We start from the raw sequence: 23,049 nt of genomic DNA, 5'->3' as shown, positions 1-23,049 counted from the left end.
ACACTTTGACATATTTTACCTCGCTATCGACCAGGATTGTATCAAGCGCCGGCGCAATAACCGCTTGCAAACCCGTGCCGCTCTTTTACCATTAACGCATTCGCTTACCGCTTAGTTGCGCAGGATCATATCATGGCCAATCAACCGTCTTTTGCTTCACAACCCCTGTTCGCCTCCGCCGATTTACCCGCCACCCTGATCTCGCTTGATGACTGGGCGCTGGTCACCCTGACCGGCCCAGACACCGTCAAATACCTTCAGGGTCAGGTCACCGCCGATGTGGACGCGCTCGCCGCCGACCAGCATGTACTCTGCGCGCACTGTGACGCCAAAGGGAAAATGTGGAGCGTTCTGCGCTTGTTCCAGCGAGCGGAAGGTTTCGCCTTCATCGAACGCCGCAGCTTGCGCGATACGCAACTCAACGAGTTGAAAAAGTACGCAGTGTTCTCCAAAACGACGATTGCGGCAGACGACGGCGTCATCCTGCTGGGCGCCGCCGGCGCGAATATTCGCGCGCAGCTTCAGTCCGTGTTCAACGACCTGCCCGACGCCGAACACCCGGTGACGCAGGATCAGGATGCCACCCTGCTGCATTTCTCCCATCCTGCCGAACGTTTTCTGCTGGTATTGACCGCAGCGCGCTATACCGCCCTGCTGGAACAGCTCGACGGCAAGAGCGAATTCAATGATAGCCGCCAGTGGCTGGCGTTGGATATTGAATCCGGCCTGCCAATCATTGACAGCGGAAACAGTACGCAGTTCATCCCGCAAGCGGCTAATTTGCAGGCATTAAATGGGATCAGCTTCAGTAAAGGATGTTATGCCGGGCAGGAAATGGTGGCCCGCGCCAAATACCGAGGAGCCAATAAGCGGGCGCTTTACTGGCTGGCGGGTCAGGCCGGACGGATACCGGCGGCCGGGGACGATTTGGAGTTACGACTGGGCGATAACTGGCGCCGCACCGGCACCGTACTGGCGGCCTGCCGATTGCGGGATAACGCCGTCTGGATTCAGGCGGTGCTGAACAACGATCTGGCAGCCGACAGCGTGCTGCGCGTGCGGGACGATGCCGACGGCAAACTGGCGATCCAGCCGCTGCCGTATGACATCACGGACTAACGGCCATGACGACGCCTGCTTCGGCAGGCATCGATTGAACTTAAACGTACAGGTAGATCGCCAGAAAATGGCAGACGCTGCCGCCAAGCACAAAGCCGTGCCAGATGGCGTGATTATAAGGAATGCGGTTACAGGCATAGAAAATCACGCCCAGGGTGTAAACAGCGCCGCCGACCGCCAGCAGCGTAACGCCGCCGATGGACAACGTCATCGCCAGCTGATAAATCACCACTAACGACAACCACCCCATCACCAGATAGGTAATCAGCGAGAGCGCTTCAAAACGGTGAGCAAAGGCCAGTTTGAAGATCACGCCAAGCAGCGCCATACTCCAGATCACCACCATCAGCCCATGGGCCAGCGGCGAGTTGAGCCCGACCAGCAGAAAAGGCGTATAAGTGCCGGCGATCAGCACATAAATCGCACAGTGATCGAATTTCTTCAGCCACGGTTTGGCCCGCGGCGAAGGGATGGCGTGATACAGCGTCGAAGCCAGAAATAGCAGGATGATGCTGCCGCCGTAAAGACTGTAGCTGGTGATGGCGAGACCATCGGCGCCCTGCCCAACCGCCTGCATCAACAGCAAAACCAGCCCCACAATACCGAAAACCAGGCCGATTCCGTGGCTGACGCTGTTGGCTATTTCTTCCGCCAGCGAATAGCCTGATTCCCACAAATTTTTCGCCATCATTTACCTCATTAACGCCTATTCCACCGGCTCGATCGTCATCGCACGCAAAACGCCGACCCGATAAACGCATCAATACCGCCCCGGAGAATAATCTTCAAGCAGCTTAGCTGAGAATAGTTTCAGTGTACACCTGTAAGCTAAAAATGATTTTCCCCCGCCGCTATGTCAATTTCAACCCAAATCATGCGTGTAAATCTGCGGCGACATCCCCTACAATTATCCGCTTCTGAAACACGCTCATACCGTCGTGCTTTCCGGTGTCGTTAAGGGGTATCCGCCACTATGCAGGCCGCACGCGTTTAGCCCTTTATCCGGTCTCAATTGAAAGAGGTTGTTCCAATGTCGTTATCCCCATCCGCGCTTGATTTCGGTACGCTGACCGATGTGGTCGGTTTTCTGATGGAAATTGATAAGTTAAAAAGCGTTCAGCGTCGCTCGAAAATTATCGGCAGCCCACGCCATGAAGACTCGGCCGAACATAGCTGGCACTTCGCCGTCGCCGCCATGAGCCTGGCGCCCTATGCCGGGAAAGAGGTGGATATCAACCGCGTTATTCAAATGGCGCTGATTCACGATATCGTCGAAATCGACGCCGGGGATGTCATTGTTTATGACCTGGCGGCCCGCGCCGCCGTACACGATCAGGAAGTGGCCGCCGCCGCCCGCCTGTTTGGTTTATTGCCCGAACCGCAGCGCCGGCATTTTCATCAACTGTGGCTGGAATATGAATCCGGCGAAACCGCCAGCGCCCGCTTCGCCCTGATGCTCGACCGCGTGATGCCGGTTCTGATGAATTTGCATAATCAGGGACAAAGCTGGGTGGAAAACGGCATTCGACTGGACCAGGTGCTTGGCCGCACCGAGTTTATCGCCGGCATTAACCCTGAACTGTGGCAACATCTGAAACAACATCTGGAAGCCGCGCAGGACAAGGGCTGGTTGCTTTAACCGCGGTTGACGGGCGCGTTTTCCCACAAGCAATATCACCGGCGGCAGGCTAGGGATAAACACGCACAATCATCACATCGGGGATGGGGACATCAGTAGAGCTGGCCCCGATGATAGCCCGCATGACGGCGGGTATTTCATCTCGCCTTGCCCTGAACTCACCCAGATTAGGATCGAACAGGGCCACCCTATCCCCATGAGCGTGAGAGGCGACGATATGCCCGCTGGCGGAACTGTCATCCGGTCTGGCCAGCCAAAGCAGATTTGAACTGTTTCGGCTGCTCAGCACATTAGCAATTTCATTCATTGCGCCTTCTTCATCGCCGATAATATCGATCAGCAGATTATCTTCAGCGCCGGGCCTTACCCCGAGGGATCGAATCGTGGCATAAAACGGATCTTCAACTTCATATGAACGCTGATTGGCTTCATCCACTCTGTCGGCATATTCGCGCTGCCGCGCGATCACATCGGCAGTGGCGTCCTCAAGAAAGCGCGTGCGCGCAGCGGCGCTGTCTGAAGGGCTATCGCCAATCTGTTTTAACCACATCGTGCTGTAAATAGCGCAAGCGCCAGGATGGCCGCGCTCGAAACGTTCCAACGCCTCAAGCTGGTCGAATGCGGCGGTTCGGTGCGATAGTCCGCGGGTATTGTCTCCATAAGCCGCCGTGTAATGCTCATCCACCCGCGGCTGCGACGAGCATAAACCATGCATGATGGAGAAAACGCCGAGCGTAAGCGGATGAGATGGCGCGCGTCTATCCGCCGCGCCGGGATCGGCGGGAAAATGCCGCTGGCCGGTTTTATCGGCTCCCCTTTGATTCGCGTTTTCGGCGCTGTCCGGCAGTCTTTTCATCTCGCCGCGGATTACCGACGTCAGCAGACTAAAAGCGTCATCCCCTATGTTATGCTTCTCTCCATGCAATTTTTCCAGATACTGCCGCGCCTGCGTTTTATCCGTAAGTCGCTGCGCGTTGACATAAGTACGGGCTTCGTCGAGCGTTTTTATCGCTATCTTTTTTGTCTGCGGCTCTTTATTCCCATTACGACCATTGGTGAATAAATTCACCGCTGGCAAATCTCGTATCCCAATCACGAGTACACTCCATTAGCTATCCAGGAACAGGAAATAACCCCATGAATTCTCTACAAGAGAAAACACGCAGGCTGACATGCGGGAAATATTCTGTAGTGCAGAAACAACGGAATGCCCATAAAATCGCGGCGATTTCAAGCCATGGACGGTCAGAAAGAAACGCTGTCAGCCATTCTGAGTGGCTCAAACAGTGGTACGGTTCCCACTCAATTTTCCGGTACGGAACAGCGGAAGAGGCGGGAACCTGAAATGAACCCGCGTTTGCCGCGGTTGCCTGTCGGAAAGCGGCGGCGGCGAGGAAAGAAATCGACTCGCGGATAACTCACGAGCCGATTTCTCAGAGAGGGCGCAGGTTACTCGTAATCTTCCACCGGCACGCAGGAACAGAACAGATGACGGTCGCCATAGACATCGTCCAGACGTTTTACCGTAGGCCAGTATTTATTTTCACTGCCTGCCGGGAATACCGCCAGCTCACGACTGTAAGGATGCGGCCATTCGCCGGCCAGCTCGCTCTGCGTATGAGGCGCGTTCACCAGCGGATTGTCCGCCAGCGGCCACTCGCCGTTAACCACGCGATCGATTTCCGCGCGAATCGCCAGCATGGCGTCAATGAAACGATCCAACTCCGCCAGACTCTCGGATTCCGTCGGTTCCACCATCAGCGTACCGGCCACCGGGAATGACATGGTCGGGGCATGGAAACCGTAATCAATCAAACGCTTGGCGATATCCATCTCGCTGATGCCGGTACTTTCCTTCAGCGGGCGGAGATCGAGAATACATTCGTGCGCCACCCGTCCGTCCCGCCCGGTATACAGCACCGGATAAGACGACTGTAGCCGCGCGGCGATGTAGTTGGCGTTGAGGATCGCCATCTGGCTCGCCTGCTTCAGACCGTCGGCGCCCATCATGCGGATGTACATCCAGCTAATCGGCAGAATAGAGGCGCTGCCGAACGGCGCGGCGGACACCGCGCCCTGACTGGTCAACACGCCATCGATTTTCACCACCTGATGTCCCGGCACAAACGGCGCCAGATGCGCTTTTACGCCGATCGGCCCCATGCCCGGCCCGCCGCCGCCGTGAGGGATGCAGAACGTTTTATGCAGGTTGAGATGCGAAACATCCGCGCCGATATAGCCCGGCGACGTAATGCCGACCTGCGCATTCATATTGGCGCCGTCCAGGTACACCTGACCGCCGAACTGATGCACGATCTGGCACACTTCGCGGATGGTTTCTTCGTAAACCCCGTGGGTGGAGGGATAGGTCACCATGATGCAGGCCAGCTTCTCGCCCGCGGACTGCGCTTTCTCACGCAGATCGTTCAGGTCGATATTGCCCTGCTTGTCGCAGGCCACCACCACCACGCTCATGCCGGCCATATGCGCCGACGCCGGGTTGGTGCCATGCGCCGAGCTGGGGATCAGACAGATATCGCGCGCTGATTCGTTACGGCTTTGGTGATAACGACGGATCGCCAACAGTCCGGCGTATTCGCCCTGCGCGCCGGAGTTCGGCTGCATGCATACGGCGTCGTATCCGGTCAGTTGCACCAGCCAGCCGGATAGCTGTTCGATCATCTTCCGATAGCCGAGCGCCTGTTCCGGCGGACAAAACGGGTGCAGTTCAGCGAACTCGGGCCAGGTAATCGGCAGCATTTCGGCGACGGCATTGAGCTTCATGGTGCAGGAGCCCAGCGGGATCATCGCCTGATTCAGCGCCAGATCCTTGCATTCCAGACGGTGCAGATAGCGCATCATCTCGGTTTCGCTGTGATAACGGTTAAACACCGGATGAGCAAGGATAGCATCATCACGTTGCAAAGCCGCGGGTATCGACGCGTCCCGCCGTCCCGCCGCCGTATCCAGATCGTCGATATCCAGACCGTGGGAATAGCCCAGCAGGACGGCGAACAGCGTCAGCACGTCTTCCCGCGTCGTGGCTTCATCCAGCGTCACGCCGACCGCGCCGTCAAGATCGGCCCGCAGGTTGACGCCGAAGCTCAGCGCCCGGCTCAGCACGGCGGCTTTGTCTTCCACCGCCACGGTTAACGTATCGAACCAGGTCTGATGACGCAGCGTCAGCCCGCCCTGAAGCAAGCCGAGCGCCAGAATATCCGTCAGACGGTGAATCCGTCCGGCAATGCGTTTCAATCCTTCCGGGCCGTGGTACACCGCATACATACCGGCGATATTGGCCAGCAGCACCTGCGAGGTACAGATATTCGAATTCGCTTTTTCACGGCGGATATGCTGTTCGCGGGTTTGCATCGCCATACGCAATGCGGTATTGCCGGCGGCGTCCACGGAGACGCCGATAATCCGTCCCGGCATGGCGCGTTTGTATTCGTCCCGGCAGGCGAAAAACGCCGCGTGCGGCCCGCCGTAGCCCATCGGCACGCCAAAACGCTGGGCGGATCCAAAGACGATATCGGCGCCCTGTTTACCGGGGGCGGTCAACAGCACCAGCGCCATGATATCGGCGCTGACGCAGCTCACCACCTTGCGCGTTTTCAATTCAGCCATCAGGGCGCTGTAATCATGCAACTCGCCGGTGGTGCCGGCCTGTTGCAACAGCACGCCGAACACGCCGTCGTCGCTCAATGCGCTTTGCGCCTTGCCGACCACGACGTCAAATCCAAAGGTTTCGGCGCGCGTGCGCACCACATCCAGCGTTTGCGGGTGGACATCGTCGGCGACGAAGAAGCGGTTGGCCTGCTTGAGTTTGCTGATGCGTTTCGCCATCGCCATCGCTTCCGCCGCCGCCGTCGCCTCATCCAGCAACGAGGCGGAAGCCAGTTCCAAACCGGTTAAATCCTGAGTCACCTGCTGAAAATTCAGCAATGCTTCCAGACGCCCTTGAGAAACCTCCGGTTGATACGGCGTATAGGCCGTATACCAACCCGGATTTTCCAGCACATTGCGTAAAATCACCGGCGGCATCAGCACGGCGCCGTAGCCCATGCCGATATAGCTTTTGTAACGCTGATTCTGGCCGGCAATCGCCTTCAGCTCAGCCAACGCCTGATGCTCCGTCGCCGCATCGCCGACCGCGGGCGGGCTGGGCAACTGGATATCGGCAGGGACAATCTGCCGAATTAACGCATCAAGCGAATCCGCGCCCACCGCAGCCAGCATCTGCTGTCGCTGGCTGGCGGAGGAACCAATATGACGTTCAACGAAAGCGCTGTTATGTTCAAGTTGACTGAGAGTCTGGGTCATTACGAAAATTTCCTGCATATAACGCTCTCCGCGTCATACCCGGCGGGATAACGCAGAGCGAGGGAACAAAATAAAACGCCCCGGCTCGGTAGAGTCCGGGGCGCGGTGACTATTCTTCTTCGTCCAGCGCGGCCTGATATCCCTCGGCATCAAGCAATTCGTCCAGATCGGATTCGTCGGACGATCTGATGCGGAACAGCCAGCCTTCGGTATAGGGCGCGCTGTTGACCAGTTCAGGCGAACTTTCCAGCTCCGCGTTGATATCGATAATCTCGCCGCTGATCGGCGCATAAATGTCAGACGCCGCCTTGACCGACTCGGCTACGGCGCAGTCGTCGCCGGCGGAAACGATGGTTCCCACTTCCGGCAAATCGATAAACACCATGTCGCCCAATAACTCCTGCGCATGTTCGGTAATACCGATCAGATAAACGCCCTCGCCTTCAGACTGCACCCACTCATGCGAAGCGGTATATTTTAATTCTGCTGGAACATCGCTCATTGCCACCCTCTCCTTCCTTCACAAAACGGTTAAAACTGGACTGCATATCGACGCCGCTGGCTGCTTCTGAAACCGCGGGGATAGCGTTAATATTGCACAATCGGTTTGCCGGCGCGCACAAAGCCGGGTTTGGTGACATGCACCGGGAGTTCACGGTTACGGATCTGGACAATCGCCTGTTCGCCGATCCCGCTCGGAACGCGCGCCAGCGCAATACTCAACCCCAGCGTGGGTGAAAAAGAGCCGCTGGTAATCACGCCTTCCCGCATCACGCCTTCGCTATCGGTAAAACGTACGGGTAACTCATTGCGCAACACGCCTTTTTCGGTCATCACCAAACCGACCAACTGCTCAGTGCCTTTTTCACGCTGCCGCTCCAACGCTTCACGCCCGATAAACTGGCGATCTTCCGGCTGCCAGGCGATGGTCCAGCCCATATTGGCGGCCAACGGCGAAACGCCTTCGTCCATATCCTGTCCGTAGAGGTTCATGCCGGCTTCCAGCCGCAGCGTATCGCGCGCGCCCAATCCGCATGGCTTAACCCCGACGGACAGAAGCTGTCGCCACAACGCGACAACCTGCTCCTTCGGCAGCGCGATTTCATAGCCGGCTTCACCAGTATAACCGGTCGTCGCGATGAAAAAATCGTCGACCTGAACGCCGAAAAACGGCTTCATACCTGCGATTTTCGCCCGCTGGGCCTCGTTGAGCAGACGCTGTACCTTTGCCTGCGCCTGCGGCCCCTGCACGGCCACCAGAGCCAGATCCTCGCGTTCGCGCACATCGACCATAAAAGGCTCGGCGTGCCGGACGATCCAGGCTAAGTCTTTCTCACGGGTGGCCGAATTGACCACCAGACGAAAATAGTCTTCCGTCATGAAATAAACGATCAGATCGTCGATAACCCCGCCGGAGGCATTCAGCATACCGGTATAAAGCGCTTTGCCGGGCTGGGTGAGTTTGGCGACATCGTTCGCCAGCAGATAACGCAGAAACTCGCGGGTTCGCACGCCGTGCAAATCCACGATGGTCATATGAGATACATCAAACATACCGGCATCACGACGTACGATGTGATGCTCGTCAAGCTGAGAGCCGTAATGCAGCGGCATCATCCAGCCGTGAAAATCAACCATTTTGGCACCGTCCGTCAGGTGCTGTTGATACAACGGAGTCTGCTTAGCCATGTCTTCCCTCTGTTCGTAGCTCTGCGTTCGGGCGATCGCCACCGCCGCGCAAACGATATCTTGATAATGAACTTACCACCGAAACGTCGGTTAAACTATCCCCACAGGCATAAGATAATCTATATGGAAAACGCTTCGACCCATGCAAGGTGAAACCACCGCCAATAGATAAATCCTCCAAAAAATAATCACTCACTGGCATAAAACCAATGCAATTTGGAGAAAAGGTGAAATCATTGATATGAAAAATGGATTGCCTGCCGATCGCCAGCGCAAAGAAAACGCCCAACGCATTATTTAAACTAATGCGAAAAATGCAGCAAAATTAGATTATTTCAACCAAAACGCCGCCTGGCATAAACAGGGTATTGAAATGAAGGCGCGCTCTCCACGCCCTTAACAGATCGACTTATCCGGCGGCGTTTTTGGTTATTGCGGGATCTTTCCGTCAATACGCTGCATCAGATAAGGGAAAAACGGATTGGAGGACAATCGCAGCAGGGTGTCCAAATCCACGACCAGCACCGAACGCTCGCCCCGCGCCGCGATCGTCCCCAGCGGCAGGCCGAACTCGCGGGGATTCTGCGAAAAACGGCCATACAGGGAGTCCGTATCCGGGAAAGGCAGAGCGACGTGCGAGAGCGAGTACACATCGCGCGGGTAATCAATCCCCAGCGCGCGGGAACCGCCCTGCGCCTCTCCCGCTTGTACATCGAAGGCGACGGCATGCGCGCTGTCCGGGGCGGCATTGGTGATTACCGTCGTGTCATAGCGGCGCGGCGCGGGCGGCAACAGTTGGCTGACGGCGCGATCCGCCGAATCCCGCAGCAGCGGTCCGAAATTGATGGTGCGATTGACGTCAAACAGCACCAGTTGGCTGCCGTTCGCCGGCAAGAGATTATAAAACGACGAGATCACCGCCTGCGTGCTCACCGTAAAATCCATCACCGACTGAAAAGTCAGCACCGGCGGCAATTGTTGCAGCGTATGTTGCTGCGCTTTACGGGTGAGCTGCCCCTGGAGTTCGTGGGTTAATAACCAGGACTGGCGAGCCCCGTTAACCGGAAACGAGTTATATTTGAATGGATTAAACTCCGGCAAAATACCCAGCCATGCCGATTTGGCGAACGCCGGGAATATCGCCGGCAGGCCGGCCAATCCGGCGAAGCGGGCGTAGCTGGTGATGCCGATCATCGGCGAAATCAGGATCAGCTGATCCGGCCGCGTCAACCTTGGGTCATCCAACGCATCCAGCGTATATTTCAACGCCAGCGCGCCGCCATTGGAAAAGCCCACAATATGCAGCGGCAACGCCTTGCCTGAATCCGCCGCCAGTCGATGCTGCGCTTCGCGCACCGCCAGACGGGTGGCCGCCAGCCAATCCTGCCAGTGGATATCCGTCAGCGCGCCAGGCACCGTGCCGTGGGCGGGCAAACGAATCCCGACCACCACAAAACCGCGCTGACGGTAACGTTCGGCAATATGCCGCAAACTGTAAGGCGAGTCCGTTAGCCCATGCAGCAGCACCGCCGCGCCTTTCGGCGTTCCCGCCGGCATCATTTCGTAAGAACGATTCCAGTCGTGCTGAAACTTTCCGGGGTACACCGGGCTGCCGGAGAAATAGCGGTTAATCGGCCGCTGCTCATCGTCATCCAGCTCCTGGGTCACATGCTGTTCGACCTGGCGGAAAATCGTCTCTTCGGCGCGCAGATAAGTCGGCCAATCGGCACGATCGAGCTCATCCGCCGACAACTCATCCGGCACAAACGTATGCCAGGGCGCCAGCGCCGGACCGCGTTGCGTGTCATAAATGCGAATAGCCAGCAGCGTCGTCGCCGCGACGATAAAAATAATGGCGACGCGTTTAATCCCCCGTCCGGCCGACCTCATCAGCATGGTTCTATCCCTTCCTGTTTACCGTTTAACCGCCTGCTTTCCGGCAGTCCGCACGTTTGAAAGAGTAAACCATCCGGCCCGCCGATGGTATTAAACCTCGTTCAGCGTACAGTCCCGGCAACGTGCGACGCCGGGAATGCGGTAGCGCTGACAACAGCTGCGGCGCTGAATAACGCCGCCGCGGGGAATTACCGTGCGATAAAGAGGATTGTCGCCGCCATCCAGCCATGAACGGGAAAAGAACAGCGCGTCATGCAGCAGGCGGCGTTCCTCCTGTGGTATCAACGGCGCTATATCGTCCAAAAACCAGTGAATCAGATAGCCGGTATTATTCCAGGCAAGCCTGGCGTTAAGCGCGCCGAAGCTGTCCAGCGTGTTAATTACCGGCGCCACATGCTGATGCAGCATGCGCTCCAGACGCGCGCGCGGCGAGTCGTCCGCCGCGGTCAACGTCCGGGTCGCAATATAAAACACCGCCGGATGCCCTTTCCCCGCGTCAAATCCGACGTATATCCGATTCGTCGCACAGTCCAATGCCGCATCGTGTTTGAGCAAAGCCAGCATCAACGGCGGCACCAGCAGCCCGATATACCATTGCGCCCACAGCGATTGCAGCGGCTTTTCCTCACGCGGCTTATCCGGATGCCGGCGATACAGTTCGTCGCCGTAACGCCGCACCAGCCGATGAAACACCTCCGGCCGCGACCACTCGGCGAGCGTCATGCCGTCCTCCGGGGGCGACTCGCCGAATTTCACGCTATCCAGGCAATGAGGACGATGCCGGCGCAGCAAAGCGCTTAACGCGGCGGCCAACTGCCGGTCGCACCCGGCAAAAACCGGATGTTCAACGGAATTGGCGATGTTTTTGACAATCGGCATAGGCGGGTTCCGGCAGGATGCGTAAATAAACGGAAAGCGAAATGATAACTATTGCCAATAGTATCCGCGTTTATCACTAATGACAAACGACGCGCTTCCCGTTTACGCGTTCCCTGGCCCGGACGGGCTAGATAAGCTGACTGATATTCAGATCTTCCATCAGACGCTGATTATCCGAATAATCCACCGGGATGGCGATGACCGCCGGTCCCTGCGTATCCATAGCCTGTCGTAGCTTACTGACCAGCTCGTCTTCCGACTCGACCGCAAATCCCGTTGCGCCGAAGGCATCCGCATACACTTTAAAATCGATCGGACCGAATTTGACGCCGGAAGCGCGGTGGTATTTCTTCTGCTCCTGAATTTCCACCATGTTGTAGGCGTTATCCACCCAGATAATATGCAACAGGTTGCTCTTCAGGCGCACGGCGGTTTCCAGTTCCATGCTGGACTGCATAAACCCGCCGTCGCCTGAAACCGAAATCACCTTCTGATGAGGGTGAATCAGCGACGTGGCGATCGCCCAGGGCAAAGCCACACCCATGGTTTGCTGACCGTTGGTCATCAGCACCTGCCGCGCGCGGAAGCTGTACAGATAGCGCGCCAGCCAGATATGAAAGCTGCCCATATCGACGCACAGCGTGACGTCCTGGTTGACGATGTCCTGCATCGCCCTGACCAGCCGCAGCGGATGAATGGCGAATCCCCGCATGTCCATGCCGCGCATCGCCAGATCGCGGCGTTGCTGGCAACGGTCGCGCAAAATAGCCTGCGTTTGCGCCGACATCGATAGCGGCGAAACAATGCACTGGGTCAGCGCATCAATGGTTTCGGCGATATTGCCCACCAGTTCCACATCCGGCAGATAGGCGCTGTCGATATTGGCCGGCAGCACATCAATGTGTACCAGCTTCGCTTTGCCGCTGTTCCACAATACCGGATCGTATTCCACCGGACTGTAGCCGACCGTAATAATCAGGTCGGCCTGTTGCAGCAGCTTGTCGCCCGTCTGATTATTAAACAGCCCGACGCGCCCGGCGAAGTGGTCAAAATGCCGCTGATCGACGGCGCCGGCGGCCTGATACGTGCTGGTGACCGGCAGTTGGCTTTTATGCAGCAAACGACGCAATGCCTCGGCGGCTTTAGGCTGACTCGCCATCAACCCCAGCAGCAGAATAGGATTTTTAGCCTGTTGAATCAGCCGGGCGACATTTTCGATATCCGCTTGAGGCGCGCCGTTCATCGGCGGCAGCGTCGGACGAACCAGCACGGCGCTGGTGACCGGATCGTTGACGATATCCTGCGGCAAGCTGATGAAAGAAGCGCCGGGATGCCCCATCTCCGCCGCCCGGAATGCATTCGCCAGCACTTCGGAAATCGCGGACGACGCCTTGACTTCCGCGCTAAACTTGGTGACCGGCTGAAACAGACTGACGGTATCCAGGCTTTGGTGCGTCAGCTTAAGACTTTCCGAAAGTTTAACCGCGCCGCCCATCGCCACCACGGGGTCGCCTTCCGTCGTCGCCGTCGCTAATCCCGTCACCAGGTTGCAGCAGCCCGGCCCGGACGTCACCAGCGTCACGCCCGCTTTGCCCGTCAAGCGCCCGATGGCCGCCGCCATAAACGCGCCGTTGGCTTCATGCCGTACCGGGATCATTTCAATCGGCGAATCCTCCAGCGCATCAAAAACGCGATCGATTTTCGCGCCCGGAATGCCAAATACGTATTGAACGCCCTGTTGTTCCAAATGTTTCACAATCAGGGATGCTCCACAGTTCCAGTGCTGTAGAGCCGTTGAATGTTCCATTGTCTCACTCCTGTGCTTTGTTCTTACTTAGCCTTCCACTGACTGGATAGCGCTATCGAGGTTCTCGGGTGACAAGTCAGCGCTGAGAAAATCTCGATCCTGTGGCAAATCGATAATCAGTTTAGAGATCACCCCAAAGGTTAAAACGCCGCTTTCTATTTTATAATCAAGTACATGACCGCCGCCTTCACGATTATCGGTAATAAAATGTTCGTGATAGCCGGCAACGTTGATGCCCTGCGTATAAGCCGGGCTGCGAAAGCCGATGATACTTCCCCGACAGGATTCAAAATGGAACTTCGGCTGCTGGGCTATCGCCTCCAGCATCGGTTTATAAGGTCGCGTCTGGCGCGGAACGGTGCGGGTTTCAACGTAATCGAAATGCCCGTCGACCCTCAGCGCGCAGAACAGATTATCCGTACCGACAAGGGCATCAATCTTCTGATGAAGACTGTGGCGATCGATGCGGCTGCTGAAATGAATCTCTTCCGTCGGACGGAAAAATGTCATTACCGCGAATGGCGTCTTCTGGTGCGGCTCGGCGGCCCGTGCGCTGCCGTCGGCGCGCAGTTGGAAAATGCGGCTGTTAAACGCCACCAATTCGCCGTCCAGATAGTTAAATGTGCCTAATCCAAAATCGCCATGCTCCAGCAATTCGGCCATCGTCCGGCTACCTTCATAGACGCCATTTATCAATCCACTCATTAAAGATGTTTGATAGATAACGCAATCAGGATGGTGCGCCTGATGGTTAATAGCATAGGATGCGATCTCTTCCGCACAAGAGTTGACGCCGATATCTTCTTTCATATGCTTTCTCTTTCGACTGTTCATACTTAAATTTTTCTAATTCATGTTTAAAGATTGCGTGAATATCGTGAAAGTTCCAATATACAAAGATCGTCATTTCAAGATCTAAAAGATATGGAGTCGCATTGATGGAGTTTCGTTACCTGCGCTATTTTGTCGCCGTCGCCGAGGCCAGGCATTTCACCCGGGCTGCGGAAAAGCTGGGCATCTCGCAGCCTCCCCTGAGTCAGCAAATCAAAAAGCTCGAAAATGAAATAGGCACGCCGTTATTCAAAAGGCTTACGCGGGGCGTTGAAATGACGGAAGCGGGAAAAATGTTGTATGAAGATGCCTGTCAGATCCTGAAACTGACGGATACGGCCGTTGACCGGGCCAGAAGCATTGCCAGAGGAGAAGAGGGGAACTTCAACGTCGGCTTTTCCGCCTCATCCTCCTTCCACCCTACCGTGCTACAGCTTTTGCATGCCTACCGCCAGCGATATCCGCATGTATCATTAAACCCGCGACAGGAAAATACCCCGAATCTGATCACCGCCCTTCACAACCGGAATATCGACGCCGCTTTTCTCCGCCTGCCGTGCGATGTCAGCAGCGAATTAAACCGCGAGGCATTGCTCGAAGAACCTATGACGCTGGTGTTGCCCGCCGATCATCCGCTGCATGACAAGCGCCATATCCAGCTAAGCGAACTGAAACAGAATCCGCTGATTATGTTTCCGCGGGAGGTTTGTCCGGTTCTGCACGACATGATTCTGCGTACCTGCTATTTATCAGGCTACGAGCCCAAATTGAGCCAGGAGGCGCCGCAGTTAACGGCCACCATCGGCATGGTGTCGGCCGGCTTCGGCATTACCATTATCCCCAAATCCCTGTCCTGCATCAGGATGAATGGCGTGTCGTACCATAATATAGACGACGCCGGCCTGAACACGCAGATCACCCTGGTTTGGCGCCAGCACGAACACTCGCACATCGTCATGAATATGGTGCAACTATTGCGAAGTCATCTCCGGGAAAAACCCGCCCGCGCCGCTGTTCCCCGCTGACCAGGTCTCGCCCTCGCCAAAAAACTGACAATCAGCACAGATTCTTATATGATATTAATTATCATTATCATGCATGGCGAACATAAAATGCTGACCGCGATGATTACCGCCTGTGGTTTATGGGGCGTGAGCTGGTGTATGGGAAAACATCTGTCGAGCGCCTGGGGCGTGTTGTTGCCCTGCGCCATCATGCCGTTGCTGGCCGTGCTGGATATTAATCTGCTGCATCTGAAAGTGATTATCGCCGTCGCGCTGCTGGCGACGCTAGTGATGCTGCTTCACCGTCGCTTACGACCTTACTTGCTGTTGCCGTCCTGCGTGGCGCTGGCCGGCGGACTGGCGGCGTTGTCCGTGATGTTTAAGATTACGTTGGGATAAAACGATATAACAAAGAAAGGAGCCAGGGAAAGGCGTGGTGCGAAGAGAGGGACTTGAACCCTCACGCCCGTTAAGGCACTAACACCTGAAGCTAGCGCGTCTACCAATTCCGCCACCTTCGCACAGATAAAGCTACGTCTACCGCTATGAATTTATATCGCCGCATGGTGCGAAGAGAGGGACTTGAACCCTCACGTCCGTTAAGACACTAACACCTGAAGCTAGCGCGTCTACCAATTCCGCCACCTTCGCAGTAATGCCGTGCGATACAAATTATCATGCCACACATCAAACCGGCGTGAAACACGATTGTGGTGATGTTGGTGCGAAGAGAGGGACTTGAACCCTCACGCCCGTTAAGGCACTAACACCTGAAGCTAGCGCGTCTACCAATTCCGCCACCTTCGCAATCCAGCAACATTGCCAAGCAATGCCACCACGGGGGCGAATTCTAGAGGTTTTAGCGTCAAGGTCAATGATTATTTCCTCTGAAATGCGGGGTTTGCTGCAAAATTCATCACCTTCAGGATGACGATGGCCGGATAAAGCGTTCATTCAACCATTCGATAAATACCCGGATGCGCGGAGCAAGGAAACGTCCCGGCGGATACATCACATACAGCGACATATCCGGCGGCGGCGTATCCTTAAGAATTTCAACCAGTTCGCCGCTGTCCAGCCAGCGCCGCAAGCTGTGACGCGGCGCCTGAATCAGCCCGAACCCAGCGCGGCAGGCCGCAACGTAGGCATCGGCCCCGTTCACCTCCAGCTTGCCGGGCAGCATAGGCGTGACGCGCTCGCCGTTATGCATAAACTCCAGCGGATAGCGCCGCCCGGTGCGCAATGAAAAGTAGCCCACCGCCTGATGCGCGGCCAGATCGTCCAACGACCGGGGCATGCCGAACTCGGCAAGATAGGCGGCAGACGCGCAGGTCGCCTGCGGCATCGACGGTAAATGCCGGGTCGCCAGCGAATCATCCTCTATCCTCCAGGCGCGCAGTACGCAATCTACTCCCTCGCGCAGCACGTTAATGGCCGAATCGTTGGCGCTCAGCGACAGAGTAATGCGCGGATAACGCCGGTAAAACTCGCCCAGCGCCGGGATCACCACCTCACGCGCCAGCGAATGCGGCATATCCACCCGCACATTCCCCGCGGGCTGCTGCCGCTGATGGCTAAAGAGCGCATCCGTTTCTTCAATTTCCGCCAACAGTTGGATACAGCGCTGATAATAAATCTCGCCTTCCGCGGTGATCTGTACCTGACGGGTGGTTCTCTGCAACAGACGGACGCCCAGACGGGATTCCAGCTGTTTGATGGTGTGGCTGACCGTCGCGCGCGGCAGAGACAGCATTTCGGCCGCGCGGCTGAAGCTGCCCAGCTCCGCAATGCGGACAAAGACGCGCATCGCCTGAATCTGGTCCATCACGCCTCCATTGTTGTGAATTTTTGAATAGTGTTGCATGAAATGCGTTATTTATCTTTATCCGATAAACAACCACACTCATCTTGCTTTCCAAACCAACATGAGGATGACAGGATGCAACAACGTCAACTAGGCCTGAACGGCCCAACGGTTTCCGCGCTTGGGCTGGGCTGCATGGGTATGAGCGACTTTTATTTCACCGCGCAGGATGAAAAAGAATCCATCGCTACCCTGCACCGCGCGCTGGAACTCGGCATCACGCTGCTGGATACCGCCGACATGTACGGCCCCTACACCAATGAGCAACTGGTCGGCAAGGCCATCAAGGGCAAGCGTGACCAGGTGTTTCTCGCCACCAAATTCGGCATCGTGCGCAACCCGGACAACCACGTCGAACGCGGCGTCTGCGGGAAACCGGAATATATTCGCCGCGCCATTGAAAGCAGCCTGCAACGGCTGGGCGTAGAAGAAATCGACCTTTACTATCAACACCGCATCGATCCGACGGTGCCGATAGAAGAGAGCGTCGGCGCGCTGGCCGATTTGGTCAAGGAAGGGAAAATTCGCTATATCGGCCTGAGCGAAGCCTCAGCGGAAACGCTGGAACGCGCGCACAAGGTGCATCCCATCACCGCCTTGCAGAGCGAATACTCGCTGTGGACGCGTGACGTGGAAAGCGAAATCCTGCCCGCCTGCCGACGTCTCGGCGTAGGTTTCGTGCCTTACAGCCCGCTAGGCCGCGGTTTTCTGACCGGCGCCATCCGCAGCCCGGACGATCTGGCCGCCGACGATTTCCGCCGCGATAATCCGCGCTTCGCAGGGGAAAACTTCGCCAAAAATCTGCAACTGGTCGAGAAGGTCAATCAGTTGGCCGCGCAAAAAGGCGTCGCCCCGTCGCAGCTGGCGCTGGCCTGGGTGCTGGCGCAGGGCGAACACATTGTGCCGATTCCGGGAACCAAACGACGCCGCTATCTGGAGGAAAACGTCGCCGCGCTGGATGTCACGCTGACGGCGGACGATCTGGCGGCGATTGAAACCATCTTTCCCTTCAATGCCGCAGCGGGAGAACGTTACGGCACAGAAGGCATGGCGACGATCAACCGCTAAGTTTTCGCCCCGCCATCGCCGCCGCATCGCGATATCCGCACGCGTCGCCGCCAGTCCTTAGCGACGACCTTTGCCGGCCGTGCGCGGCGGGCGGCCTACGGTCGCCTGATAGACCTTGAATCGCCCCGTCTGCGCCAGCACCTCATGGCTGCCGAACGCCGCATCCAGCAGCGCCGGATAAGGCAGAAACGCATTGGCGACAATGCGTAACCGGCCGCCGATCGGCAGGTGGGTCACCGCGCCGCGGATCAGCATCTCCGCCGCCTGTAGGCTGGTTTGCAACCCATCGTGGAACGGCGGGTTGGAGACGATCAGATCAAAACGGCCGTTAATCTCCGAGTAAACGTTGCTGGCGATAACCTCGCCTGCCAACTGATTCGCGGCCAGCGTCGCCCGGCTGGAGGCCAGCGCGCCGGCGCTGACGTCGCTGAGCGTCAGACGGATTTTAGGCGACTGCTTCGCCAGCACCGCCGCCAGTACGCCGGCGCCGCAGGCGACATCCAGCACTTTACCTTTCATATGCGGCTCAAAGGTCGAAAGCAATAACTGGCTGCCCGGATCCAGTCCGTCGCGACTGAACACGCCGGGCAGCGCCTTCACGGTGACGCCATCGATAGCATACTCTTCCCACCAGTCGTCAAGATTAAAGGCGGTCTGTTTTTCAATCCGACCGTGGTATAACCCGCAGCGTCGGGCGCCGTCGATTTTGGTCAGCGGCGCGACATCGGCCAGCATAGCCTCCGCGCTGCGCACGCCGCTGCGGTTCTCGCCCACCACAAAGATTTCACTGCCGACCGGCATCAGCGACAGCAGGTTGAACAGTTGGAACTCGGCTTCCTGCTTACTCTTCGGCCAGTAGTAAATCAGCGTGTCGCAATCCGCCGCCAGCTCGGCATCCGCCACAAGACCATACTGCACGTTGTCCTTCAGAACGCCTTTCAACTGCTGCCAGTGGTGAAACTGCGTGGCATGGACACGAACATCAGACGCTTCAAACTCCGCGGGCAAGGTGTCTTGTAAATCACCGGCAAACAGTACCCGGCGTGGGATAAATTCGTCGCTATGGCGCAGTATGACTTCACTGGCTGGGGTTAATGCAGACATCAGGCTGAGGCTCCTTAATAATTGAGCGGGGATTATAGTGCTTTGTTGGCGCATGTTCGATGAGTTTGCTAGCATATGCCCAATAGATTTCAAGATGCGGGAAGGCGGCCAGCGCACCTGCGCAACTTGAAAGATGAAGGGCATAGCCCGGCATAATCGCGTTCCAGACAGGGTAAAGCATGACATCAAGACGTGACTGGCTGCTACAGCAACTGGGCATTACACAGTGGACCCTGAAGCGCCCGGCCGTATTGCAGGGCGAAATCGCCGTCAGTCTGCCTGAGCAGGTTCGCCTGATCATCGTGTCGGCCGAACCGCTGGCCGCCGACGAACCGCTGCTGGCCGATGTCCTGCGCAGTCTGGCGCTGACGCCCGATCAAGCCTACAGCCTGACGCCGCAACAGGTCGAAATGCTTCCCGCCGCCGCCCGCTGCCCTAGCTGGCGATTAGGCATCGACGAACCGCTTGCGCTGGAAGGCGTCCAATTCACCAGCCCGGCCTTAACCGAGCTATACCATAACGCCGACGCCAAACGGGCGCTCTGGCGGCAGATCTGTGAACATGAACGAGATATCCCCCCTGATACCGGCCGATCTGGCGCAAGCCTGCCAGATTGAACAAGCCAGCCACGCGTTTCCCTGGAGCGAAAAAACCTTTGCCGGCAACCAGGGCGAGCGTTACTTCAACCTCAAGCTGAGCCGCGACGGGCAGATGGTGGCTTACGCCATTACGCAAACGGTGCTGGATGAAGCCACGCTGTTCAATCTGGCCGTACATCCGAACTACCAGCGCAACGGCCACGGACGCGCGCTGCTGGAGCATCTGATTCAGGAACTGGAAAAACGCGCCATCCTCACGCTGTGGCTGGAGGTGCGCGCCTCGAACCAACCGGCGATCGCGCTGTATGAAAGCCTGGGTTTTAATGAGGTATCGCTACGGCGCGACTACTACCCCGCCGCCGCCGGCCGCGAAGACGCCGTTATTATGGCGCTGCCGCTGGGATAACGGTTTAGCGCCTCCCCTTGCGAAGGGCTGTCTCTTAGTCACATTTTTATGCGGACTCAGAGGCAGTTTCGTGCGCCACAATGCCGCCATTTCCATGCTACGTCGTAGCACGCGCCCGACATAGGGGGCCCAAGCGCCAGCCCCCTATGAACCCGGGCTTGCGGCTAAATTATGCCGCTGCGCGGTGCCATCGGTGTTCTTGACCGCTATTCGAGCCGCCAGTGACGCGTTCCCGACGCGGCACTGGCTTTCGCCGCATCCATGCGGCTCACTCGGCGGCCAAGTCCACCGCTGCATAATTTTTTACGCCGCGTAACAACCAACCCCGTCAGCACTCCCGTATTTGTGTATAAGAGACAGTGCGAAGGGGGAGGCTGGGAGGGGTGGCGACGATTTAGAAATCAATCGACATCGACAGCTTCAACGAACGCGGGTCGCCCTGGTAAAGATAGGTGCCGGAATCGTCGACGGAAGCCCAGTAGTTCTCATTGGTGACGTTTTCGATATTGGCGCGCCAGGTCAGCGTCTGCTCGTTCAGCGGCATGCTGTAGCGCACGCCGAGATCCAGCCGCGTCCAGGGTTTCAGCTTCAGGGAGTTATCCTGTTTGACATATTGCGAGCCGGAGCGGATCACCGTTCCCGTCGCCGTCAGCCCTTCCACCGGTTTGATATCGTATTCCGCGCCGAACACCAACTGGTAGCGCGGCACGCCGGGTACATCATTACCGTCGTTGCCGCCGTCCTGCGTTTTAATCTGCTGCGCCGCGATCCAGGTGGCGCTGCCGTTCAGGCGCAGTCCGAACGTCGGTTCGCCGAAGACGTTCAGCTCCATCCCGCGATGGCGGCGCTCGCCGTACAGGCCGTAGGTCATGCTGGCGCGATCGACGGATTCGTATGGCCGCTTGATTTCGAATAGCGCCAGCGATCCGCCTACTCGTTGGTAGTCAAACTTGACGCCGACCTCATTCTGTTTGGCGACATAGATGCCGGTAACGTTCCCGCCGTTAACCACCGGTAAACCGTCAAATGAGGATGGCGCGGTTTTTCCTGGCGACAGCGCCTCGATATGGTTGGCGTACAATGAAATATGTTGCCACGGTTTAACCACCAGACCATAAGCGGGAGTGACCTTCATGCTGTTGAATACGCTGCTTTCGATGCCGTTGTTAGTATAATTGCGCACCATGATCTCCTGGCGACGCAGGCCCAACGTCAGCGCGACCTTATCATCCAGCACGGATAAGGTATCGGAAATCGCCAGCCCGGTGCTTCTCACGCGCGCGCTCACTTTCGGATCGCGCAGATCGCCGCCCGAGCTGGCCGCGGGCGGGGAGTCGATATGGCCGGGACGATAAATATTGGTGGCGCGGGATGATGAGTAATCCCAGGCGGTGCGCGCTTTGGTATAGACGCCGGAATAGCCCAGATTGACGTTATGCTTGATAAAACCGGTATCAAACTGCCCGCGCAGACCCAACATGCCGGAGAACGCGTCGCGAATGAAGGGTACATACATGCGGGAAATAGTGGCGTTGCCGTTATCGTCGGTTAACCTCGGCGCGCCGTAATTCCCTTCTTCATCGGCGCGGCTGCCGCCGACCCCGGAATAAATCGTCCAGTTATCGGCCACGTCATATTCGCCGCGCCACATGCCGAAGGTGGTTTTCAGATCGGTATAAACCCAACTGGGGTTATAGTTCAGCGTGGCGTCCGGCGCCTCCGGGATGCGGGTGGCGCTGCCGATCCCGACGCCGATGCGCCCGCCATGCACAGACTGATGCTGGTAGCCGGCGTCCAGCGAGGTGCGGAAACGATCGCCGCGATAATCCAGCCCGACGGAGGCCAGCGACATGCGCTCTTTCTGGTCGTGAATGGCGCTTTCCCCTTCGCGATGCAACACATTTGCGCGTACGCCGAACTCATTGTTATCGCCAAAACGCCGGCCGATATCCAACGCGCCGCCCACCTTGCCTTCGGGTTCATAGTCAACGGTCGCGCGCGTCAGCGCATCATCGGCGGCGTGCTTCGGCTCCACGTTGACCGAACCGCCGACGCCGCTGCCTACGCCGCCGCCGGACACGCCGTTGACAAAGGCATTGGCGCCCTTAAACACTTCCACCCGCTCGATCATATTGGTGGAGACCATCTGGCGCGGCATCACGCCGTACAGACCGCCGAAGGTGATATCGTCGCCGTCCAGCACAAAGCCGCGAATACGGTACTGTTCGGCAAAATTGCCATACCCTTTCAGGCTTTGGATCGAGGCGTCGTTCTTCACGACGTCGGCCAGCGTTTCCGCCTGCTGCGAAAGAATCATCTTATCGGTATAGCTGATAACGTTGAACGGCACATCGCGCGCGTTTTGCTGCCCCAGGAACCCTACCCGCCCGCCATTGGCGATTTGGCCGTCCAGATAGGCGGGAACCAGCTCATCGCCGCCGGAACGGAAATTATCCTCCGGCTGGGCGATAACCGTAATGGTGTCTTTACTGCCTGATGCGCCGGGCTGCGCCGCGGCGGCGGAAGTCTGCGCCGCCAGCGGCATGGCGACGACGCCGACCGCCGCGCCGATCAGCAATGCAAGCAGCGTCGGCGCGCTGCGGGGAATGACCGCCTGTTGGGATATCGCTGAAATTGTCATGAAGGGTTCCGGGAAAGTTAAATATAAATAATAACTATTTGCTTTCGTGATTATGCGAGTGATTCCCGTTATTGCAAGCAGGATAATAATTTCAATGCAAACTTTTTATCTGGATCAACTTTCTGCATAAACGGGGGGCGATAAAACCCGGTAAAATGAGCCGTGGCCTCGGGTGGAAAA

General features: G+C 57.3%; 19 protein-coding genes and 3 tRNA genes. 7 read left to right on the top strand and 15 right to left on the bottom strand.

Going from position 1 to position 23,049, the window contains the following annotated elements:
• Positions 1-132 precede the first annotated feature (132 nt).
• The gene (ygfZ, locus tag ABRZ28_RS10655; protein ID WP_330520232.1) at positions 133-1,119 is read left to right on the top strand and encodes a tRNA-modifying protein YgfZ; all 987 of its coding nucleotides are present in this window, start codon (positions 133-135) and stop codon (positions 1,117-1,119) included.
• Between the two features lie 40 nt (positions 1,120-1,159).
• Here ygfZ and trhA read toward each other — a convergent pair whose 3' ends face one another.
• Positions 1,160-1,807: a PAQR family membrane homeostasis protein TrhA gene (gene trhA / locus ABRZ28_RS10650; protein WP_413556194.1), complete on the bottom strand. Its 648-nt coding sequence runs from the start codon at positions 1,805-1,807 to the stop codon at positions 1,160-1,162.
• A 342-nt stretch (positions 1,808-2,149) separates the two neighbouring features.
• Here trhA and ABRZ28_RS10645 point away from each other — a divergent pair, with 342 nt between their 5' ends.
• Positions 2,150-2,758 (top strand): HD domain-containing protein, encoded by a 609-nt coding sequence (locus ABRZ28_RS10645; RefSeq protein WP_330520231.1) that lies wholly within the window; start codon positions 2,150-2,152, stop codon positions 2,756-2,758.
• A gap of 49 nt (positions 2,759-2,807) precedes the next feature.
• Here the strand turns inward: ABRZ28_RS10645 and ABRZ28_RS10640 are convergent, their stop codons facing one another.
• The 8 genes from ABRZ28_RS10640 to budA all read right to left on the bottom strand — a co-directional run bounded on the left by ABRZ28_RS10640 (position 2,808) and on the right by budA (position 14,162).
• Positions 2,808-3,854: a YopT-type cysteine protease domain-containing protein gene (locus ABRZ28_RS10640; RefSeq protein WP_319604184.1), complete on the bottom strand. Its 1,047-nt coding sequence runs from the start codon at positions 3,852-3,854 to the stop codon at positions 2,808-2,810.
• Positions 3,855-4,207: 353 nt separating this feature from the next.
• Positions 4,208-7,081 (bottom strand): aminomethyl-transferring glycine dehydrogenase, encoded by a 2,874-nt coding sequence (gene gcvP / locus ABRZ28_RS10635; protein ID WP_330520230.1) that lies wholly within the window; start codon positions 7,079-7,081, stop codon positions 4,208-4,210.
• A gap of 109 nt (positions 7,082-7,190) precedes the next feature.
• Positions 7,191-7,583, bottom strand: coding sequence for a glycine cleavage system protein GcvH (gene gcvH, locus ABRZ28_RS10630; protein ID WP_319604180.1), 393 nt, complete (start codon positions 7,581-7,583; stop codon positions 7,191-7,193).
• 86 nt (positions 7,584-7,669) lie between these two features.
• Positions 7,670-8,770: a glycine cleavage system aminomethyltransferase GcvT gene (gene gcvT, locus ABRZ28_RS10625; RefSeq protein ID WP_330520229.1), complete on the bottom strand. Its 1,101-nt coding sequence runs from the start codon at positions 8,768-8,770 to the stop codon at positions 7,670-7,672.
• 429 nt (positions 8,771-9,199) lie between these two features.
• Positions 9,200-10,666 carry an alpha/beta hydrolase gene (locus ABRZ28_RS10620; RefSeq protein WP_330520228.1) on the bottom strand — a complete coding sequence of 489 codons (1,467 nt, stop codon included), beginning with the start codon at positions 10,664-10,666 and terminating at the stop codon, positions 9,200-9,202.
• Positions 10,667-10,756: 90 nt separating this feature from the next.
• A complete protein-coding gene (gene fhuF / locus ABRZ28_RS10615; RefSeq protein WP_319604177.1) occupies positions 10,757-11,545 on the bottom strand; it encodes a siderophore-iron reductase FhuF in 789 nt (262 codons plus the stop codon).
• Between the two features lie 127 nt (positions 11,546-11,672).
• Positions 11,673-13,352 carry an acetolactate synthase AlsS gene (gene alsS / locus ABRZ28_RS10610; protein ID WP_319604176.1) on the bottom strand — a complete coding sequence of 560 codons (1,680 nt, stop codon included), beginning with the start codon at positions 13,350-13,352 and terminating at the stop codon, positions 11,673-11,675.
• A gap of 27 nt (positions 13,353-13,379) precedes the next feature.
• A complete protein-coding gene (gene budA, locus ABRZ28_RS10605; protein ID WP_319604175.1) occupies positions 13,380-14,162 on the bottom strand; it encodes an acetolactate decarboxylase in 783 nt (260 codons plus the stop codon).
• Positions 14,163-14,290: 128 nt separating this feature from the next.
• On the opposite strand from budA, the gene ABRZ28_RS10600 reads away from it, so the two are divergent.
• Positions 14,291-15,208: a LysR family transcriptional regulator gene (locus ABRZ28_RS10600; protein WP_319604174.1), complete on the top strand. Its 918-nt coding sequence runs from the start codon at positions 14,291-14,293 to the stop codon at positions 15,206-15,208.
• 87 nt (positions 15,209-15,295) lie between these two features.
• On the top strand, positions 15,296-15,586 hold the full coding sequence (locus ABRZ28_RS10595) for a DUF1435 domain-containing protein (protein WP_319604278.1): 291 nt from the start codon (positions 15,296-15,298) through the stop codon (positions 15,584-15,586).
• A 35-nt stretch (positions 15,587-15,621) separates the two neighbouring features.
• Here the strand turns inward: ABRZ28_RS10595 and ABRZ28_RS10590 are convergent.
• From ABRZ28_RS10590 to ABRZ28_RS10575, 4 genes are all read right to left on the bottom strand, one after another.
• Positions 15,622-15,708: transfer RNA gene (locus ABRZ28_RS10590), tRNA-Leu, on the bottom strand.
• 43 nt (positions 15,709-15,751) lie between these two features.
• Positions 15,752-15,838: transfer RNA gene (locus tag ABRZ28_RS10585), tRNA-Leu, on the bottom strand.
• Positions 15,839-15,907: 69 nt separating this feature from the next.
• Positions 15,908-15,994 (bottom strand) — tRNA-Leu (locus ABRZ28_RS10580).
• A gap of 115 nt (positions 15,995-16,109) precedes the next feature.
• Complete coding sequence (locus tag ABRZ28_RS10575) at positions 16,110-17,012, bottom strand: LysR family transcriptional regulator (protein WP_330520227.1); 903 nt, start codon at positions 17,010-17,012, stop codon at positions 16,110-16,112.
• A gap of 114 nt (positions 17,013-17,126) precedes the next feature.
• Between ABRZ28_RS10575 and ABRZ28_RS10570 the strand changes: the two genes are divergently transcribed.
• Positions 17,127-18,119, top strand: a complete 993-nt coding sequence (locus ABRZ28_RS10570; protein WP_330520226.1) for an aldo/keto reductase — start codon at positions 17,127-17,129, stop codon at positions 18,117-18,119.
• 57 nt (positions 18,120-18,176) lie between these two features.
• Here the strand turns inward: ABRZ28_RS10570 and rsmC are convergent, their stop codons facing one another.
• Positions 18,177-19,223 (bottom strand): 16S rRNA (guanine(1207)-N(2))-methyltransferase RsmC, encoded by a 1,047-nt coding sequence (rsmC, locus tag ABRZ28_RS10565; RefSeq protein ID WP_330520225.1) that lies wholly within the window; start codon positions 19,221-19,223, stop codon positions 18,177-18,179.
• Positions 19,224-19,402: 179 nt separating this feature from the next.
• On the opposite strand from rsmC, the gene ABRZ28_RS10560 reads away from it, so the two are divergent.
• Both ABRZ28_RS10560 and rimI read left to right on the top strand, forming a co-directional pair.
• Positions 19,403-19,840, top strand: coding sequence for a DNA polymerase III subunit psi (locus tag ABRZ28_RS10560; protein WP_319604170.1), 438 nt, complete (start codon positions 19,403-19,405; stop codon positions 19,838-19,840).
• Positions 19,785-20,228 (top strand): ribosomal protein S18-alanine N-acetyltransferase, encoded by a 444-nt coding sequence (gene rimI, locus ABRZ28_RS10555; RefSeq protein WP_319604169.1) that lies wholly within the window; start codon positions 19,785-19,787, stop codon positions 20,226-20,228. Before ABRZ28_RS10560 ends, rimI begins: the two co-directional genes overlap by 56 nt.
• A 394-nt stretch (positions 20,229-20,622) precedes the next feature.
• On the opposite strand, the gene ABRZ28_RS10550 is transcribed toward rimI, so the two are convergent.
• Complete coding sequence (locus ABRZ28_RS10550) at positions 20,623-22,869, bottom strand: TonB-dependent receptor (RefSeq protein ID WP_319604168.1); 2,247 nt, start codon at positions 22,867-22,869, stop codon at positions 20,623-20,625.
• Between the last annotated feature and the right edge of the window lie 180 nt (positions 22,870-23,049).

The organism is Brenneria sp. g21c3 (assembly GCF_040240345.1).
In the GTDB taxonomy this organism is placed as follows: Bacteria; Pseudomonadota; Gammaproteobacteria; order Enterobacterales; family Enterobacteriaceae; genus Brenneria.
Note: the sequence above shows the minus strand (reverse complement) of the source record. Positions and strands in the feature narration are given on the sequence as shown.

Excerpts from the sequence above, each read along its gene's own strand:
- ABRZ28_RS10575 (WP_330520227.1), bottom strand. The coding sequence starts at position 17,012 with ATGGACCAGATTCAGGCGATGCGCGTCTTTGTCCGCATTGCGGAGCTG.
- gcvT (WP_330520229.1), bottom strand. The coding sequence starts at position 8,770 with ATGGCTAAGCAGACTCCGTTGTATCAACAGCACCTGACGGACGGTGCC.
- fhuF (WP_319604177.1), bottom strand. The coding sequence starts at position 11,545 with ATGCCGATTGTCAAAAACATCGCCAATTCCGTTGAACATCCGGTTTTT.
- alsS (WP_319604176.1), bottom strand. The coding sequence starts at position 13,352 with ATGGAACATTCAACGGCTCTACAGCACTGGAACTGTGGAGCATCCCTG.
- ABRZ28_RS10620 (WP_330520228.1), bottom strand. The coding sequence starts at position 10,666 with ATGCTGATGAGGTCGGCCGGACGGGGGATTAAACGCGTCGCCATTATT.
- budA (WP_319604175.1), bottom strand. The coding sequence starts at position 14,162 with ATGAAAGAAGATATCGGCGTCAACTCTTGTGCGGAAGAGATCGCATCC.
- ABRZ28_RS10570 (WP_330520226.1), top strand. The coding sequence starts at position 17,127 with ATGCAACAACGTCAACTAGGCCTGAACGGCCCAACGGTTTCCGCGCTT.
- rsmC (WP_330520225.1), bottom strand. The coding sequence starts at position 19,223 with ATGTCTGCATTAACCCCAGCCAGTGAAGTCATACTGCGCCATAGCGAC.
- ABRZ28_RS10645 (WP_330520231.1), top strand. The coding sequence starts at position 2,150 with ATGTCGTTATCCCCATCCGCGCTTGATTTCGGTACGCTGACCGATGTG.
- gcvH (WP_319604180.1), bottom strand. The coding sequence starts at position 7,583 with ATGAGCGATGTTCCAGCAGAATTAAAATATACCGCTTCGCATGAGTGG.
- gcvP (WP_330520230.1), bottom strand. The coding sequence starts at position 7,081 with ATGACCCAGACTCTCAGTCAACTTGAACATAACAGCGCTTTCGTTGAA.
- trhA (WP_413556194.1), bottom strand. The coding sequence starts at position 1,807 with ATGGCGAAAAATTTGTGGGAATCAGGCTATTCGCTGGCGGAAGAAATA.
- ABRZ28_RS10595 (WP_319604278.1), top strand. The coding sequence starts at position 15,296 with ATGCTGACCGCGATGATTACCGCCTGTGGTTTATGGGGCGTGAGCTGG.
- ABRZ28_RS10600 (WP_319604174.1), top strand. The coding sequence starts at position 14,291 with ATGGAGTTTCGTTACCTGCGCTATTTTGTCGCCGTCGCCGAGGCCAGG.
- ABRZ28_RS10550 (WP_319604168.1), bottom strand. The coding sequence starts at position 22,869 with ATGACAATTTCAGCGATATCCCAACAGGCGGTCATTCCCCGCAGCGCG.
- ygfZ (WP_330520232.1), top strand. The coding sequence starts at position 133 with ATGGCCAATCAACCGTCTTTTGCTTCACAACCCCTGTTCGCCTCCGCC.
- ABRZ28_RS10560 (WP_319604170.1), top strand. The coding sequence starts at position 19,403 with ATGACATCAAGACGTGACTGGCTGCTACAGCAACTGGGCATTACACAG.
- rimI (WP_319604169.1), top strand. The coding sequence starts at position 19,785 with ATGAACGAGATATCCCCCCTGATACCGGCCGATCTGGCGCAAGCCTGC.